The sequence below is a fragment of the Dongia sp. P2_B8 genome (assembly GCF_056404715.1).
In genome coordinates, this window is the sequence record NZ_JBFUDM010000008.1 from 11,735 (window position 1) to 26,922 (window position 15,188).

General features: G+C 60.9%; 15 protein-coding genes. 2 read left to right on the top strand and 13 right to left on the bottom strand.

Going from position 1 to position 15,188, the window contains the following annotated elements:
* Window positions 1–163 precede the first annotated feature (163 nt).
* The 13 genes from parC to folK all read right to left on the bottom strand — a co-directional run bounded on the left by parC (window position 164) and on the right by folK (window position 13,655).
* Window positions 164–2,407 carry a DNA topoisomerase IV subunit A gene (gene parC, locus AC1DWZ_RS19940; RefSeq protein ID WP_477170696.1) on the bottom strand — a complete coding sequence of 748 codons (2,244 nt, stop codon included), beginning with the start codon at window positions 2,405–2,407 and terminating at the stop codon, window positions 164–166.
* Window positions 2,408–2,546: 139 nt separating this feature from the next.
* On the bottom strand, window positions 2,547–3,092 hold the full coding sequence (locus AC1DWZ_RS19945) for a GNAT family N-acetyltransferase (protein WP_477170697.1): 546 nt from the start codon (window positions 3,090–3,092) through the stop codon (window positions 2,547–2,549).
* A gap of 3 nt (window positions 3,093–3,095) precedes the next feature.
* Window positions 3,096–4,337, bottom strand: coding sequence for an NAD(P)/FAD-dependent oxidoreductase (locus tag AC1DWZ_RS19950; protein WP_477170698.1), 1,242 nt, complete (start codon window positions 4,335–4,337; stop codon window positions 3,096–3,098).
* 111 nt (window positions 4,338–4,448) lie between these two features.
* Window positions 4,449–4,766 (bottom strand): hypothetical protein, encoded by a 318-nt coding sequence (locus AC1DWZ_RS19955; protein WP_477170699.1) that lies wholly within the window; start codon window positions 4,764–4,766, stop codon window positions 4,449–4,451.
* Window positions 4,767–4,813: 47 nt separating this feature from the next.
* The gene (locus tag AC1DWZ_RS19960) at window positions 4,814–6,337 is read right to left on the bottom strand and encodes an RNase A-like domain-containing protein (protein ID WP_477170700.1); all 1,524 of its coding nucleotides are present in this window, start codon (window positions 6,335–6,337) and stop codon (window positions 4,814–4,816) included.
* Window positions 6,338–6,428: 91 nt separating this feature from the next.
* Window positions 6,429–7,154, bottom strand: coding sequence for a DNA repair protein RecO (gene recO / locus AC1DWZ_RS19965; RefSeq protein ID WP_477170701.1), 726 nt, complete (start codon window positions 7,152–7,154; stop codon window positions 6,429–6,431).
* Window positions 7,155–7,172: 18 nt separating this feature from the next.
* Window positions 7,173–8,111, bottom strand: coding sequence for a GTPase Era (gene era / locus AC1DWZ_RS19970; RefSeq protein ID WP_477170702.1), 939 nt, complete (start codon window positions 8,109–8,111; stop codon window positions 7,173–7,175).
* A 40-nt stretch (window positions 8,112–8,151) separates the two neighbouring features.
* Window positions 8,152–8,922: a ribonuclease III gene (gene rnc, locus AC1DWZ_RS19975; RefSeq protein ID WP_477170703.1), complete on the bottom strand. Its 771-nt coding sequence runs from the start codon at window positions 8,920–8,922 to the stop codon at window positions 8,152–8,154.
* A gap of 3 nt (window positions 8,923–8,925) precedes the next feature.
* The gene (gene lepB / locus AC1DWZ_RS19980; protein WP_477170704.1) at window positions 8,926–9,729 is read right to left on the bottom strand and encodes a signal peptidase I; all 804 of its coding nucleotides are present in this window, start codon (window positions 9,727–9,729) and stop codon (window positions 8,926–8,928) included.
* Window positions 9,730–9,898: 169 nt separating this feature from the next.
* On the bottom strand, window positions 9,899–10,300 hold the full coding sequence (gene acpS, locus AC1DWZ_RS19985; protein ID WP_477170705.1) for a holo-ACP synthase: 402 nt from the start codon (window positions 10,298–10,300) through the stop codon (window positions 9,899–9,901).
* Between the two features lie 8 nt (window positions 10,301–10,308).
* Window positions 10,309–12,450, bottom strand: coding sequence for a RelA/SpoT family protein (locus AC1DWZ_RS19990; RefSeq protein ID WP_477170706.1), 2,142 nt, complete (start codon window positions 12,448–12,450; stop codon window positions 10,309–10,311).
* Window positions 12,451–12,561: 111 nt separating this feature from the next.
* On the bottom strand, window positions 12,562–12,951 hold the full coding sequence (gene rpoZ / locus AC1DWZ_RS19995) for a DNA-directed RNA polymerase subunit omega (protein WP_477170707.1): 390 nt from the start codon (window positions 12,949–12,951) through the stop codon (window positions 12,562–12,564).
* A gap of 146 nt (window positions 12,952–13,097) precedes the next feature.
* Window positions 13,098–13,655 (bottom strand): 2-amino-4-hydroxy-6-hydroxymethyldihydropteridine diphosphokinase, encoded by a 558-nt coding sequence (gene folK, locus AC1DWZ_RS20000; protein ID WP_477170708.1) that lies wholly within the window; start codon window positions 13,653–13,655, stop codon window positions 13,098–13,100.
* A 149-nt stretch (window positions 13,656–13,804) separates the two neighbouring features.
* Here folK and AC1DWZ_RS20005 point away from each other — a divergent pair, with 149 nt between their 5' ends.
* Window positions 13,805–14,425 (top strand): LabA-like NYN domain-containing protein, encoded by a 621-nt coding sequence (locus AC1DWZ_RS20005; RefSeq protein WP_477170709.1) that lies wholly within the window; start codon window positions 13,805–13,807, stop codon window positions 14,423–14,425.
* A 17-nt stretch (window positions 14,426–14,442) separates the two neighbouring features.
* A complete protein-coding gene (locus AC1DWZ_RS20010; protein ID WP_477170710.1) occupies window positions 14,443–15,090 on the top strand; it encodes a uracil-DNA glycosylase in 648 nt (215 codons plus the stop codon).
* Window positions 15,091–15,188 lie beyond the last annotated feature (98 nt).

A 15,188-nucleotide genomic window follows, 5' to 3' on the forward strand; every position in this document is an offset into this window, starting at 1 on the left:
GCTTCTTGTTCTTGCCGATGAATATAGCCCGCCAGCGCGGCGTTCCAAGTCAAATCGCGACACATGCGCACACGATCGCGTCAAAATATGCTCTTGGAACAAGTACTTGATAAGCGGCCGCAACGTCGTGATCAGCGGCGCTTATCAAAGCACTCAAATGGCCCTATCCGAACTTGTTGGCCTTCGGAAAGCCATTGGGCGGCAAGCGGCCGGCCTGGGCACGTTCACCGATCCAATCCTTGAGGTTGCTGTGTGTTTCGGTGCGGATCTTGTCGCCGAGGCGCCAGGTCAACCCTTCGGCCTTGGTATAGACCTTGGCATCCGAGAGACCGCCATCCTTGTACTTCTGCAGCATGACGCCGCGACCGCGGGTCATTTCCGGCACTTCATTGAGCTTGAAGATCAGCAGTTTCCGGTTTTCGCCGATGACCGCCAGCATGTCGCCATCCGCCGGTACGCAGACATTGGCTTCGATCCCCTCCGGCACGCTCAGCACCTGCTTGCCGTTCTTGGTCTGGGCGATGATTTCGTCGGTCGAGACCACGAAGCCGCGCCCGTCATGTGCGGCCACCAGTAGTTTGGCGCCGGGCTTGTGGATCATCATGGCGACGATGTCATGTTCGTTGCCGAGATCGACATAGAGGCGCACAGGCTCGCCATGACCGCGGCCGCCCGGCAGCTTGTCGCACGGAATCGTGTAGAACTTGCCATTGGTGGCAAAGATCACCAGCTTGTCCGTGGTTTCGGCCTGCAGCTGGAACTTCGCCCAATCGCCTTCCTTGAACTTGATCTCGGCGCCTTCGTCGACATGGCCCTTCAGGGCGCGGATCCAGCCCTTGGAGGAACAGACCACGGTAATGGGTTCGCGCTCGATCATGGCTTCCAGCGGAATGACCATGGCCGACGGCGCCTCGCCCAATTCCGTGCGGCGCTTGCCCAGAGCGGTCTTCGGTCCATAGAGCTTTTTCAGCTCCTGGACTTCCGTGCCGATCGCTTCCCATTGCTTGTCATCGGAGGCGAGCAGGCTCTGAAGCGTCTTGCGCTCGGCCGACAATTCCTTGTGCTCGCCCTTGATCTCCATCTCCTCCAGCTTGCGCAAGGCCTTCAAGCGCATGTTGAGGATGGCATCGGTCTGGATGTCGGAAAGCTTCCACTTCTTCATCATGACGGCCTTGGGCTCGTCTTCGAAGCGGATGATGCGGATCACCTCATCGATATTGAGATAGGCGACCAGATAGCCGTCGAGAATTTCCAGGCGCCGCTCGATTTCAGAAAGGCGGAATTTCGAGCGCCGCTGCAAGACCACGCGGCGGTGATCAAGATAGGCCTGAAGGACCTCGCCAAGGCCCATGACGCGCGGTGTCTGGTTGGCGTCGAGCGCGTTCATGTTGAGGCTGAAGCGGGTCTCGAGGTCCGTCTGGCGGAAGAGCTGCTCCATCAGATGCACAGCCTCGATATTCCTGGATTTGGGCGTCAACACCAGCCGGATATCGGTCGTCGACTCGTCGTTGATGTCATCGAGGAACGGCAGCTTCTTGTCCTGCAGCAGCTCGGCGATCTTTTCAATGAGGCGCGACTTCGCCACCTGATAAGGGATCTCGGTAACGACGATCTGATAGCCGCCGCCCTTCAGATCCTCCGTCTGCCACTTGGCGCGCAGGCGGAACGAGCCGCGGCCGGTGCGGTAGGCCTCGACGATGGTCTCGCGCGTTTCACAAAGCAAACCGCCGGTCGGGAAGTCCGGCCCCGGCATCAAATTCACCAGCGTCTCGATGCGAGCATTGGGCGTCTTGAGGAGATGCGCCAGGCAATCGCAGATCTCGGCCACATTGTGCGGCGGGATGCTGGTCGCCATGCCGACCGCGATGCCTTGCGATCCGTTGGCCAGCAGATTGGGGAAGGCCGCCGGCAGCAAGGTCGGTTCCTGATTCTCACCGTCGTAAGATGGGCGGAAATCGACCGTATCCTCATCCATGTTCTGCAGCATCAGGGCCGCGGCTTCGGTCAACCGCGCTTCGGTGTAGCGCATGGCGGCCGGATTATCGCCGTCGATTGACCCGAAATTGCCCTGGCCCTCGACCATCGGATAGCGGACCGCGAAATCCTGTGCCAAACGCACCATTGCATCATAGATCGAGGCATCGCCATGGGGATGGAACTTACCCATGACGTCACCGACCACGCGGGCGGATTTCTTGAAGCCGGATCCCGGATCAAGACGCAATTGCCGCATTGAATAGAGGATCCGCCGGTGCACCGGCTTAAGCCCATCGCGCACATCGGGCAGCGAGCGGGACATGATCGTGGACAAGGCATATGACAGATAGCGCTCGCCCAGGGCCTCGGCGAGGTTGGTCAGCTTGATCTCGCCAACAGGCGGCGGGGTGGTGGCGGCTTTTTTGGCCATGCGGGTGATCTACTTTTCGGCTAGGTCGCGATTCGGGCGCCATCCTAGGCAGCATCGTCCCCGCGTCAAGCCTGCGCCAACGCTTTCTTTTATCATGCGATCAAGATGTTAGAGGAAAGGCCCAGCTCAGGACTGGGAATTACAGCCGATCCAGCATCAGTTGCCGATGCTGTTTGGGATGCGACTCGTGCCCGATACGGAGCGCATCCTGCTCCATCCCGAACACCTCAAAACCTAGCCGATCGTAGAGCTGTTCCGCGGCCGGATTGGGAATGGTCAGGGTCAGTTGGATCTGCCGCATGCCCGCCAAGTTGCGCGCGTAGTCGATGACATCGACCATCAAGGCGGTGGCAACACCCTGGCCCTGCCAGTCAGGCGCCACCGACAGGCCGATCACTTGCCCGATATGCTGGCGCTTGACCCCTGCCTCGCGGCGGAAACCGACGGCACCAATGAGTACGCCCTGCATGTCGAAGGCACCCTGCCAGCGGTTGAGCGGTGTCGGACTGAGCCGCCGTTCGGAGGTCGCCAGCGGCTTCAGCGATTCTTCGCCGGCATCGGCACGGAACAGGGTCGGATAGAGCCGCAGATTGTTGAGCCGGAAGGCGCGGTACTGCGTCGCGTCGGAGGGCAGCAGCAGCCGGAGCGAGAACCCACCATTCGATGGCTTGTCTGGCGCGCGCATCTCTCAGAACCGGTCGATACGGAAGGGCTGCATGTCGAGCCCCGGGTCGCGGCCCGCCGCCAGGTCGGCAATGATCCGCCCGGTGACCGGTCCCAGCGTGAGGCCGATATGGCCGTGACCGAAACCGAAATAGGTATTCTTGAAACGCCCGCCCTGGCTGATCACGGGCACCGAATCCGGCATCGAGGGACGGAAGCCCATCCAATCGCTCCGCCCGGTTTCGTCCATCTCGCCGAACATGCGGCGGCCGTGGATCATCAGCTTTTCGGCCCGCGCATAATTGGGTGCTGCCTCCAGCCCGCCCAGCTCCACCGTGCCGGCAAAACGCAAACCGACGTCGAGCGGGGTGATGGCAAAGGAATGATCGCCGGAATAAAGTGGCATCCGCGGCCGCTTCTGCGCATGTGGCAAGGTCACGTGATAACCACGCTCGGTATCCAGCGGCACCTTGTGGCCAAGCTCGGCACTGAGCTTCTTCGACCAGGCACCAGCCGTTACCGCAACTGCATCGCAGGGGTAAGTCTTGCCACCCGCCCGGACGGCAGTGGGGCCATCCGGCCCAATCTCAAAACCTTCGACCGGCGCCTTCACCAACGTTCCACCCTGTGCCACGAACTGGTTAGCAAGGCGCTGCACCAGCGCAAAATTGTCGGTCACATAGCTGTTTTCCGGATAGTAGACCGCATGGCGATAGATCGGCTGCAGGCTGGGTTCGAACTGGCGGATCTCCTCTTGGCGCAGCACCTGGTATTTGACGCCGCGCCGCGTCTGCAAATCCAGATCCCACTGATAGTTTTTGAATTTCTCTTCACCCTCGAAGACGCCGAGCCAGCCGGTCTCCTTGATCATGAGCGATTGACCGGCGAGGGCCGCCAGTTCCTTATGCGCCGCCAGTGCCTGCACCAGGGCGGACCGTAGGGTGATCGAGATCTGCTCGACCCGCTTTTCACCGCTCGCCGCGATGAAGCGCAAAAGCCAGGGCGCGATCTTTGGCAGATAGGCCCAGCGGATGGCCAGCGGCCCCAGCGGGTCCATCAGCATCTTCGGCACATCCCACAACACGCCGGGCGTCGCCACGGGAATGCAGGATTCGGTGGCGATGACGGCAGCATTGCCCTTGGAGGTTCCTTCGCCCGGATCGCCCCGGTCGATCACGGTCACGCGGTTTCCGTCCTTCTGCAGATAAAGGGCGGTGGAAACGCCAACGATGCCGGCGCCGATAACGATGAAATGACGATTGCCCATGACGGCCCCGAAATACCTGTTCGGGCCGGAGCATGGCGAAGGCAGCAGCGCAAATCAAGGTTGCTGCAACCGGCCGCCGGTGGCGTGCCGTTGCAGCCCGCGCCAAAACGCTTACTTGGCCGGATGCTTTGCCAATCCGGCAACAAGCCCTTTGTGCAGCGTCGCCAGGAAGTCGCGGGCCGCGTCTGGCGTGGTGAGATCGTAATTGGTAAGATCGCTGAGATCGTCGTGATTGGCGGCCAATTGATTGCCCGTGGCATCGATCTGATTGGCCGCCACAGCACGTGCGGCTTCGCCAGCCACCTCATTATATTCTCGGACGGCCCGGTCGAGCCAGTCGGCGTAATATTGATTGGCCGCCACATAGGTCAGGAGCTGGTAAAGCTCCGGAGAATGCCGCTCAAGCGATTGCTCGAATTGCTTAGACATGGACTCGTTTCCTTTTAGCTGGGGGCGAAACGCATCGCGGCCCTCTCTCAATTGTCCGGGTAAGCCGTAAAATAATAGAAACCTCCGCGCCCGTCTTTGCGCAAAAGGATTTTTGCCGAATTTCTCTGCATCACATTTCCTGCCTTGTCGACAGATATGCCGATGGCGGCATTCCCACTGTACGACAATGTCAGCTGGTCGCCACGCGGCGCTTTCAGCCAGTCCAATATCACTTTGCTGTTTTCAGTGATCGAGGTATGGATCACCCGTTCAGCTGTCTCCATATCGGTGAAGGTTGACGAATAGCGAACACGCGGCTCTTCCTGGAATCTGGCCCGCAGCTCTTCTTGCGTCTTGCCGACATGCTTTGAGATGACATGGCCGTCGGCGCCTTCATTCCCCTTGATGGGTCGCTTGAAATACGCCTCGAGCGAAGCCGGGTCAGCCGGATCGAAGTCGGCTGGCCTGAAATCGGGCAGCGCCAAATCCGATGATACCGATCCCGGCTGTGTCTGTTCCGGCATCGCGCCTGCGTCAGTGCGCGAGGCGTCCGCCATATCCTCGGCCTGGCCGGCAGCCTTCGCTTCGACTTTCGCCATGCCTTCAACGGCATTGTCGACGTTCTTGAGGGTGCTCGCGAGGCTTGGCACGAAGGGCAGAAGTCCCATCAAAGTCTTGCCTGCATTGGTCAATGTGCGTGTGCGCGGATCATCGATGTACATCTTTGCATCGCCGGCGAGACCGAGAAGATCGCCGGCGCCAGGAACAAACTGCGGGGCAGATTCAATGAGAGCGCCAACGACACCGGATCTCTCGGTGGCCGCTTCAGTTCGCGCCTTTTCCTCGATCAGATTCCTGTCGTAGGTCGCACCGAAATCGCCGGCACTAAAGAGCGCGTTGCCGGCCGCAGCGATGTTATCGGCATATCCAAGCGTCGCGCCATTGGCGAGCAGACGAACGCCGTCGTCGATATGCTGCAGCACTTCCTGTGGCGACAGATAACCGGCTTCTTTCTGTGCAGCTGCCATATGAGCAAAGCGGCCGATGCCGGGTTTCGTCTGATCAGCGGTTGCGGGTGTCGCCTGTGTTGCCGGCCTTTCGACATCGGCGATGACCGGTGCCTTCTGCTGTGGAGGCTGCGCATTGTCATTGGTTGCTGGCAGCCGTGCCGGCTGCGCGGCCTTCTCGTGCCGCGCGGCGATCACATCCTCGCCAGGCATTTGCGGTCCGGTCAGCTCGGCGGCCTTCACACCTTGGAATGCGCGCCGGCGGTGGTCGCGTACCTCCTGCGGTTCGATCGTCTGCATGTTGGCAAACCGGTATTGCCCGTCGGGACCGCGAAAGATCGGGGCTGTCGGGCCGCCCAGATCGTTCAGCACGAGATCCCGTGTCTTGTCATCGACTGGGCTGCCGCGATGCCAGTCCGTGGCATGGACGCCGTTGCGGTAGGCTTCGACCGCCCAGCGCTGTTCTGCGTCCGGCGAATTGAATTTGAAGGTGCCGTTCTGCCACGTGCCTAGCTGGCTGTCGGCCGACGTCGGCGAACGTTTCGGACTGTTCAAGGGAGGCATGCGATTCACCCCAATTGCCTGGACAAATTTACGTATAACACATAAAGCGTAAGCGTGTCAAGAACAAAATGGGAACTGTAAGCTAGCAACGCTAGCGATTTAGCCTTTCAACCAGGCGATCACGCGCACTCAGGCGTTTTTCAGCTCCGGCGGTTGGTAACAGATGCGCATGCAGGAAATGTCCGGTGAGGCGCAGGCCCTGCGCCAGAGAGGTGGCATCGGCAATGATATCGTCGGCCAGCAGAAAAGCCGGCAAAGGCAGCAGACGTTCGGCATAGCGCCCTGCCCCTTCCTTGCTGACAGCGCGGCCGGTTTTGGGTGAGACGAAGACCAACCCGTCGGTTGCCCCCGTGACGGCACAGCGGCCAAGATCGAGCCCGAAGCCGAGATCTGCGAGAAGCTTCAGCTCCCAGCGCAGATAGAGCCCGCCCCAATCCGGCACGGCCGCCACCAAGCCGGCAATGAGCACGGCAAAATCCTCATAGACATCCTGGTGCGGCTCGCGCTCGGGCAAGGTGGCATCGATGACGCCTGCCGCGGCACTCAGGGCGGTCAGCCGATCCGCATCGTCCATCAAATGGGCGATATGTGCCTCGGTGAGTTCCGCCTGGAAATTGCCAAGCTGTTCGGAGAGCCGCGCCCGCCAGGTGACAGAGAGCGCGTTGCCGGTCTCAAAGGAGGCGCGTTGCTTGCGCGCCGCGCCACCGCGCACCAGGCCCATATGCCGGCCATGCTCGCGGGTAAGGCATGAGAGAATGATGTCGCCTTCACCATGGCGACGGGCGGAAAGGACGAAGGCGGTGTCGGTGAAGTCCACCCGTACCTCGGTGTTTCGTCAGCTCTCGAAATCGAGGCCCATTTCGCGGTAGCGCTCGGGATCTTCGGCCCAGCTGCCGCGCACCTTGATGAACAGGAACAGATGCACCTTGCGCTCCAGCATCTGCTCCAGTTCACGCTGTGTGGCTTCGCGCACCGCCTTGATGCGGGCGCCACCCTTGCCAATGACGATAGCCTTCTGGCCTTCCTTGGCCACGAAGACGATCTGCGTGATCTTGACCGAGCCATCCTTGAATTCCTCCCAGCCTTCCGTCTCGACGGTAAGGGCGTAGGGGATTTCATCATGCAACTGGCGGAAGAGATGCTCACGCGTCACTTCGGCAGCGAGGAAGCGCTGCGGCGCGTCGGTGATATGGTCTTCCGGGTAATGGTGCGGACCCTGCGGCATGCGGCGGCAGAGTTCGGCCACCAGATCCTCGACCCCATCACCATTCTCGGCAGAGATCATGAAGGTATCGGTGAAGAGATCGCCTTCCTCATTGCCGAGCGCGTTGATCTCGGCGGTCTTGGCCAGCAGCCGTTCGCGTTCCTTCACCTGGTCGATCTTGTTCAGGACCAGGACAGCCTTGCGCTTATGCTGCTTCAAGCCATCGATGATGCGCCTGGTATCGTCATCGATGCCCTTGCGGCTGGCATCCACCAGGAGGAGGACCTGATCGGCATCCCCCGCCCCACTCCACGCCGCTGCCACCATGGCGCGGTCGAGCCGGCGCTTGGGCGCAAAGATGCCTGGCGTATCGACGAAAATCATCTGTGCGGTGCCGGCGGTGCCTTCCTTCATGACGATGCCCAGCACCTTGGCGCGCGTGGTCTGCACCTTGGGACTGACGATCGATACTTTCTGGCCGACGACGCGGTTGACCAGCGTCGATTTGCCGGCGTTGGGGGCGCCCAGGACTGCGATGAAGCCGCAGCTGGTAACGGAATCGGAACTCATAGCGAGCCTGCTTTCTATAGACGCGCCATCAGGCCGGTCCTCAATTCGGACCAACCTCTACGCTCATATCTTGGACCAGACCCAGCGGTCGCACCAGGGCCAGCAATTGCGTGGCGGCAGCCTGTTCGGCGGCCCGTTTCGAGCGACCGGCGCCACGGGTTGGCGGATGGCCATCGACATGGGCCTCGACCTCGAACACCGGGTCATGGGGCGGGCCTTCGCTGCGGATGACCGTGTAGCGCGGCAAGCTGAGGCCCGCAGCCTGGGCCCATTCCTGCAGCGCTGTCTTCGCATCCTGCGGCGGATTGAGTTCGGCGGACATCATCGGCCGCCAGTGCCGTTCGACAAAAGTCCGCGCGCATTCGATGCCACCATCAAGATAGAGGGCACCGATGATCGCCTCGCAGGCATCGGCGAGCGTCGCCGGATTTTCCCGGCCACCGCTTTCCTCTTCACCCTTGGAGAGGGTGAGGAAGCGGCCAAAGCCGAGATTGAGCGCCACCTGCGCCAACCCATCCTGGCGCACCAGAGCGGCCAAGCGCTTGGCCAGCGCCCCTTCATCTTCCAGCGGGAAGGTCGCAAACAGCATTTCAGCGACAATCAGACCCAGCACGCGGTCGCCAAGGAATTCCAAACGTTGGTTGTCGGCAAGTTTCGCGTCAGCAGCCGCACTCTTGGCCGTGCGGCGCGTGCGCTTCACACGGCCGCGCCCGGTGGCGCTGGGATGCGTGATAGCCGTTTCCAGCAGGTCCGGCTGCGCAAAAGCGTGGCCGACAATCTGCGCCAGTTCGGCGATGGCGCCCTTGGCCACCAATCACTCCACAAGATCGGCGAGGCGCCGCCAGCGGAGGGCTGTCACCCAGGTAATGGGATTGGTCAGCTTCAGCGTATTGTCGTAGGACCAGAACAGCACCTCGGCCGGACCGATCAAATTTTCCGCCGGCACGAAACCGACATTGCCCATCTGCGCCGGGTCGGTGATCCGTGTGTTGGCATCGAATTGCACAAGGCCGTTCATGACGCGGCTGTCGCTCGAACGGTCGCGGTTATCGCCCATCATGAAGTAATGCCCTTCCGGCACGACATAGATGGGGGTGTTGTCGAGATCACCCTGATCGCCGCGCGCCTCGATGATGCGGTGGCTGACGCCGCCCGGCAGGGTTTCGATATATTGCGGCACGGGGGCAGCGACGATGCTGTCAGCATCGACGAAATCCTCGATGCGCTGGCGCTTCACCGGCTGGCCATTGATATAGAGCAGGCCTTCCTTGACCTGGACAGTATCGCCGGGGAGGCCAATGAGGCGCTTGATGAAATCGGTCTGCGGCTCGCCGGGCGGGCGAAACACGATGACATCGCCACGTTCCGGCTTGTCTTCCCAGATGCGGCCCTTGACCGGCACGATGCCCCACGGAAAGGAATAGCGGCTGTAGCCATAGGCTGTCTTCGAGACGAACAGATAGTCGCCGATCAGCAAGGTGGGGATCATCGATCCCGACGGGATGCTGAAGGGTTCGTAGGCGAAGGTGCGGATGACCACGGCGATGACCGCGGCCCACACGATGGTTTTCACGGTCTCAGCGATCTGGCTGGGCTCGGAATCTGTCTTACGCGCCATGGTGGGTATAGCGGCCTTTGGACATGGGATAACACGCCCTTGCGGCGCGCCTTTAGGGCCGGATCAAGCCAGCCAGACCCCTTAAAGTCAAGGCTTTCAGCCCGGCTTTTTGTCGCGGCACGGCGGTTTTTCCAAGCTTTTTCGCTGGTTTAGGCCGTACGGTCGATTTTCAGGGTGCCGGATTGGCCGAAATGATGACGATGGCCTGGGCGAGCGGGAAATCATCGGTGATGGTAAGGTCGATCTGCACCACCATGCCAGGCGGCGTGATCTCCTGCAGGCGCCGGAGCGCGCCATTGGTCAACTTCAGGGTCGGCTTGCCGCTGGGCAGGTTGACCACCCCCATATCCTTCATGAAGACCTGGTCGCGAAAGCCGGTACCGAGCGCCTTCGAGCAGGCCTCCTTGGCGGCAAAGCGCTTGGCATAGGACGCTGCCCGCTGCGCCCGCCGGTCCGATTTCTGCCGCTCCACCTCGGTGAAGACACGCTGGATGAACCGGTCGCCAAAGCGCTCGATCGATTTCTCAATGCGCCGGATGTCGATGAGGTCGTTGCCGATGCCGAGGATCATGGAAGGCTCTATCCCCGCGCCCGCTCGACCGAATTGACCGAAGGGGTTGCGCGCAGGGCAGCGATGATGTTGGTCAGGTGCTTGAGATCCGTGACCTCGACATCGACAATAATCTCAAAGAAATCGATCGATCGATTGACGATCTTCAGATTCGAAATATTGCCGCTGTTCTTGCCGATGACGGTAGTGAGCGATCCCAGGCTCCCCGGTTGATTGGCGATGACGACATCAAGGCGCCCGGTGTGCTGCTCCTGTGCGTTCTTGTCTTGGTCCCAGGCGACATCAAGCCAGCGTTCCGGCGTGTCGGCAAAACTCTCCAGCGTCTCGCAATCGATGGTGTGGATGGTGACGCCCTTGCCGGTGGTGACGATGCCAACGATACGGTCACCGGGCAGCGGATGGCAGCAGCCCGCAAAATGCATTGCCATGCCGGGAATGAGACCGCGGATCGGAATCGCATGACCACCCTTGGCCTTTTTGGGATCGCGCTTCAGCGGTACGATCTTGTCGTTGGGGATCTGCGTCTTGTTGCCGGGGAAGACGGAATTCACGACTTCGCGGGCGCCAATGATGCCTTCGCCGACCTGGGTGATGAGATCCTCGATCTCCTCAGCCTTGAACTTCTTCAGGACGCCATCGATCGCCTTCTCGGCATATTCATAGCCGGCATGGGCGAATTCCTTGTGCAGCATGGCGCGCCCAAGTTCCAGATATTGCGCGCGCTGCTGGGTGCGGATGAATCGGCGGATGCAGGCCCTGGCCTTGCCGGTGACGACGAAACGCTCCCAGGCCGGCGACGGTGTCTGCGCCTTGGAATTGACGATCGCGACCTGGTCGCCATTCTGCAATTCGGTGCGCAACGGCATGATGCGCCCATTGATCTTGGCGCCGACACAGGTATCGCCGACCTCGGAATGGACCGCATAGGCGAAATCGACCGGCGTCGCGCCGCGCGGCAAGGCGATGAGATCGCCTTTCGGTGTGAAGCAGAACACCTGGTCCTGGAACATCTCGAGCTTGGTATGTTCGAGGAACTCTTCCGGTCCCGAGGCATGCTCCAGAATGTCGAGAAGTTCCCGCAGCCAGCGATATTGCCTGCCGTCGATCTTGGTAGCGCCCTGCTTATAGCCCCAATGTGCAGCAACGCCCATTTCAGCGATTTCATGCATATTGTCGGTGCGGATCTGCACTTCGATGCGCATGCGCTGCGGGCCGATGATGCCGGTATGGAGCGATTGGTAATTATTGGGCTTGGGCGTCGAGATGTAATCCTTGAAGCGGCCCGGGATCATCGAATATTTGCCATGGAGCGCACCCAGCGCCTGATAGCACTGGCCGATATCCTTGACCATCACGCGGAACGCCATGATGTCCGAGAGCTGCTCGAACTCCATGCGCTTCTTCTGCATCTTGCGCCAGATCGAATAAGGCGTCTTCTCGCGGCCTGACACGTCGGCGTCGAGATCCGCCTCCTTCATCGTCTTCTGCAGCTCGGCGATGATCTTGGTGCAGATGTCGGTGCCCTGCTCGCGCAAATAAGAAAGGCGCTGGATAATCGACTGATAGGCATCGGCATTGAGCTCTGCGAAGGCCAGATTTTCCAGCTCGTCCTTGAGCTGATGCATGCCCATGCGCTCGGCGAGCGGCGCATAAATTTCCATCGTCTCAGCCGCAATGCGCCGGCGTTTATCCGCATTCTTGATGAAATGCAGCGTCTGCATGTTGTGCAGACGGTCGGCGAGCTTCACCAGCAGCACGCGAATGTCGTTCGACATGGCGAGCACCAGCTTGCGGAAATTTTCCGCATGCTTGGTATTGTCGGATTGCAGCTCGAGGCGCGAGAGCTTGGTGACGCCATCGACCAGCTGCGCCACTTCCGCACCGAACATCGACTGGACCTGTTCCAGCGTCGCTTCGGTGTCTTCGACCGTGTCGTGGAGGAGGCCGGTGGCGATCGAAGCGGAATCGAGCTTCAACCGCGTCAGGATTTCGGCAACACCCAGGGGATGCGAGAAATAGGGATCGCCCGAGGCGCGCGCCTGGCTGCCATGGGCCTTCATCGAAAAAACATAGGCGCGGTTGAGGAGGTCCTCATCCGCGCCTGGATCGTAAGATTTCACCCGCTCGACCAGTTCGAATTGCCGGATCATGCGGTCCTCAACTTGGATCTCGCCGCACGCTCGGCGCTCTCAGCTGTAATTGGGTGAAACCAATCCTTTCCGTATTTCAGGAAGCTGGCAACCGACGGAAGCGATTTCCGCTCAGTTGCCGTCATCGGCCTCCGCGGCATCCTCGAACTCGCCGTCGATGGTCATATCGGCTTCTTCGGCTTCGTCGTCCGAAATCTGTGCCTGTTGCATTTCGGCCAGCAGATCGCCGGCGCCAGTGCCAAAACCGGTACCTTCTTCTTCCGGCTCGTCATTCTCGACATGCTTCTGCAGGCCGGTGATGAGGCTGTCGGTGAGATTGGCCAGCACCACGGTCTCGTCCGCGATTTCGCGCAGCGCCACGACCGGGTTCTTGTCATTGTCACGGTCGACCGTGATCTGCGCGCCGGCCGAAACCTCCCGCGCCCGCTGAGCAGCCAGCATGACCAGCTCAAAGCGGTTGGGGATTCGTTGAACGCAATCTTCGACTGTTACGCGCGCCATTTTCGATAGTCTCCAGGAATTCGCCTAATTGCCTGAACTTACTCTATTGATTTTCAGGGTTCAAGCAGCGGGGCCGTGCCGCGGCAGGGCAGCCATTATGCCGCAGGCGCATGGCGCGATCCATGCCGGTGACCCGTCCAAGGGCCTCAAACCAAACGGATTTCCTGCCCCGGCGGCATGTCACGGATGAGTTCTGCCACCGTGCGACCCAGGACCGGGTGCCGCCAATCCGGGGCGATGGCCTGCAGCGGCAGCAGGACAAAGGCCCGCTCCGCCATCCGCGGGTGCGGCAAAAGCGGGGGATTTGGCCCGCCATTGACCCGCTCACCATAGGCGATGATGTCGAGATCGAGGGGGCGCGGCGCATTGGCAACCGACCGCACGCGCCCACTCTCAGCCTCGAAACGCTGCAGGATAGCAAGGAGTGCTGCCGGCTCCAGCGAGGTTGCCACCTCGACCACGCCGTTCACATACCAAGGCTGGTCATCTACGCGTGGGACCGGGGCCGATTCATACCAGGGCGAGCGGCGCAGCAGCTTGACCCCGGCCGCCGCAATATCGACGAGCGCCGCCTCCAGCGTCTCGACCGGGCTGCCGGCCGCGCTGGGCAGGTTGGCACCAAGCCCGATATAGATCCCGCCGCCATCGATTCCCCCACCATCGATTCCAGGCAACCTGTCGCTGTGATTTGACGTGCGAATCATCCGACTCTTCCGGCGCGCGGCGACACGGTTTCATTAAATCTTGCTTGGCGCCGCCTATCGGCACTAAGGTCCGCCCAGTACGTCTTATAAAGACGCCAAAATTTCCACACAGCATATCTTTCAGTCATATTTCCGACGAGGACAACATTATGGCCCTTCGCTTTTACGCCCAGGAACGGGTTGGCCTTTTCATCGACGGCGCTAATCTGCATGCCGCAGCCCGCGCCCTTGGCTTTGACATCGATTACAAGCGCCTGCTGAAGCATTTCCAGGAGCAGTGCCGCCTAATCCGCGCCTTTTATTATACCGCCTTGGTTGAGGACCAGGAATATTCGCCGCTGCGCCCGCTGGTGGATTGGCTCGACTATAACGGCTTCACCATGGTGACCAAGCCGACCAAGGAATTCACCGACGCCATGGGGCGGCGCAAGATCAAAGGCAATATGGATATCGAGCTTGCCATCGATGTCCTGGAAATGTCGGCCCATCTCGACCATGTGGTGCTGTTCTCCGGCGATGGCGATTTCCGCCGCCTGGTGGAAGCCGTCCAGCGCCGCGGTGTCCGCGTCTCCGTGGTCTCGACCGTGCGCTCGAACCCGCCGATGGTGGCCGACGAATTGCGCCGGCAGGCCGACATGTTCGTTGAACTGGAAGACCTGGCCTCGATCGTCGCCCGCGCCCACAACCCGCGCACCACGCCGGTCCGTGAAGCACCGAAAGAGCAGCCCGGCCGCGAAGCGTCGGCTGACGACGAACCGCAAAACGCTTAAGATCAGCCGCCAACATCATGCCAGCCGCCAACGCGATTGTCGGGCCAGCGCCAGACTGCCAACTCTGTCCGCGCCTGGCGGAATTCCGCGCCGACAACCGGCGCAAGTTACCCGACTATTTCAACGCGCCGGTCCCGGCCTTTGGCGATGCCAAGCCAAAGTTCCTCATCGTCGGCCTCGCCCCCGGCCTGCACGGCGCTAACCGCACCGGCCGCCCCTTCACCGGCGATTGGGCGGGCGATCTGTTGTTCGCCACCTTATTGGAGTTGAAGCTGGCGACGGGCGTTTATGACGAGCGGCCGGATGACGGCCTGATATTGAAGGGCTGCCGCATCGTCAATGGCGTGCGCTGCGTCCCGCCCCAGAACAAGCCGACACCGATCGAAATCCGCACCTGCAATATTTTCCTGAAAGCGGAGATCGCGGCTTCGCCAGCGCGCGTCTATCTCGCTTTGGGCGCCATTGCCCATGACGCCGCACTGATGGCGCTCGGTGAAAAACGCAGCGCCTTCAAATTCGGCCATAACCGCCGCCATAACTTAAGCGACGGCCGCATCCTGATCGATAGCTATCACTGCTCGCGCTACAACACGAATACCGGCGTGCTCACGCCGAAGATGTTCAAGGAAGCGATGGCGCATGTGAAAGAAGCGGCGGGACTATAGCCCCCTCACCCCAACCCCTCTCCCGCAAGGGGAGAGGGGCTTTTGCCACGCTCCCACATCCAGATAGGTTTACGTCGCTGGGCGTTGCCGCCAGATCT

What these genes read in the sequence shown, in the direction of transcription:
- parC (WP_477170696.1), bottom strand. Translation starts at nt 2,407, where the DNA reads ATGGCCAAAAAAGCCGCCACCACCCCGCCGCCTGTTGGCGAGATCAAG.
- AC1DWZ_RS19945 (WP_477170697.1), bottom strand. Translation starts at nt 3,092, where the DNA reads ATGCGCGCGCCAGACAAGCCATCGAATGGTGGGTTCTCGCTCCGGCTG.
- AC1DWZ_RS19950 (WP_477170698.1), bottom strand. Translation starts at nt 4,337, where the DNA reads ATGGGCAATCGTCATTTCATCGTTATCGGCGCCGGCATCGTTGGCGTT.
- AC1DWZ_RS19955 (WP_477170699.1), bottom strand. Translation starts at nt 4,766, where the DNA reads ATGTCTAAGCAATTCGAGCAATCGCTTGAGCGGCATTCTCCGGAGCTT.
- AC1DWZ_RS19960 (WP_477170700.1), bottom strand. Translation starts at nt 6,337, where the DNA reads ATGCCTCCCTTGAACAGTCCGAAACGTTCGCCGACGTCGGCCGACAGC.
- era (WP_477170702.1), bottom strand. Translation starts at nt 8,111, where the DNA reads ATGAGTTCCGATTCCGTTACCAGCTGCGGCTTCATCGCAGTCCTGGGC.
- lepB (WP_477170704.1), bottom strand. Translation starts at nt 9,729, where the DNA reads ATGGCGCGTAAGACAGATTCCGAGCCCAGCCAGATCGCTGAGACCGTG.
- acpS (WP_477170705.1), bottom strand. Translation starts at nt 10,300, where the DNA reads ATGATCCTCGGCATCGGCAACGACCTCATCGACATCCGGCGCATTGAG.
- AC1DWZ_RS19990 (WP_477170706.1), bottom strand. Translation starts at nt 12,450, where the DNA reads ATGATCCGGCAATTCGAACTGGTCGAGCGGGTGAAATCTTACGATCCA.
- rpoZ (WP_477170707.1), bottom strand. Translation starts at nt 12,951, where the DNA reads ATGGCGCGCGTAACAGTCGAAGATTGCGTTCAACGAATCCCCAACCGC.
- folK (WP_477170708.1), bottom strand. Translation starts at nt 13,655, where the DNA reads ATGATTCGCACGTCAAATCACAGCGACAGGTTGCCTGGAATCGATGGT.
- AC1DWZ_RS20005 (WP_477170709.1), top strand. Translation starts at nt 13,805, where the DNA reads ATGGCCCTTCGCTTTTACGCCCAGGAACGGGTTGGCCTTTTCATCGAC.
- AC1DWZ_RS20010 (WP_477170710.1), top strand. Translation starts at nt 14,443, where the DNA reads ATGCCAGCCGCCAACGCGATTGTCGGGCCAGCGCCAGACTGCCAACTC.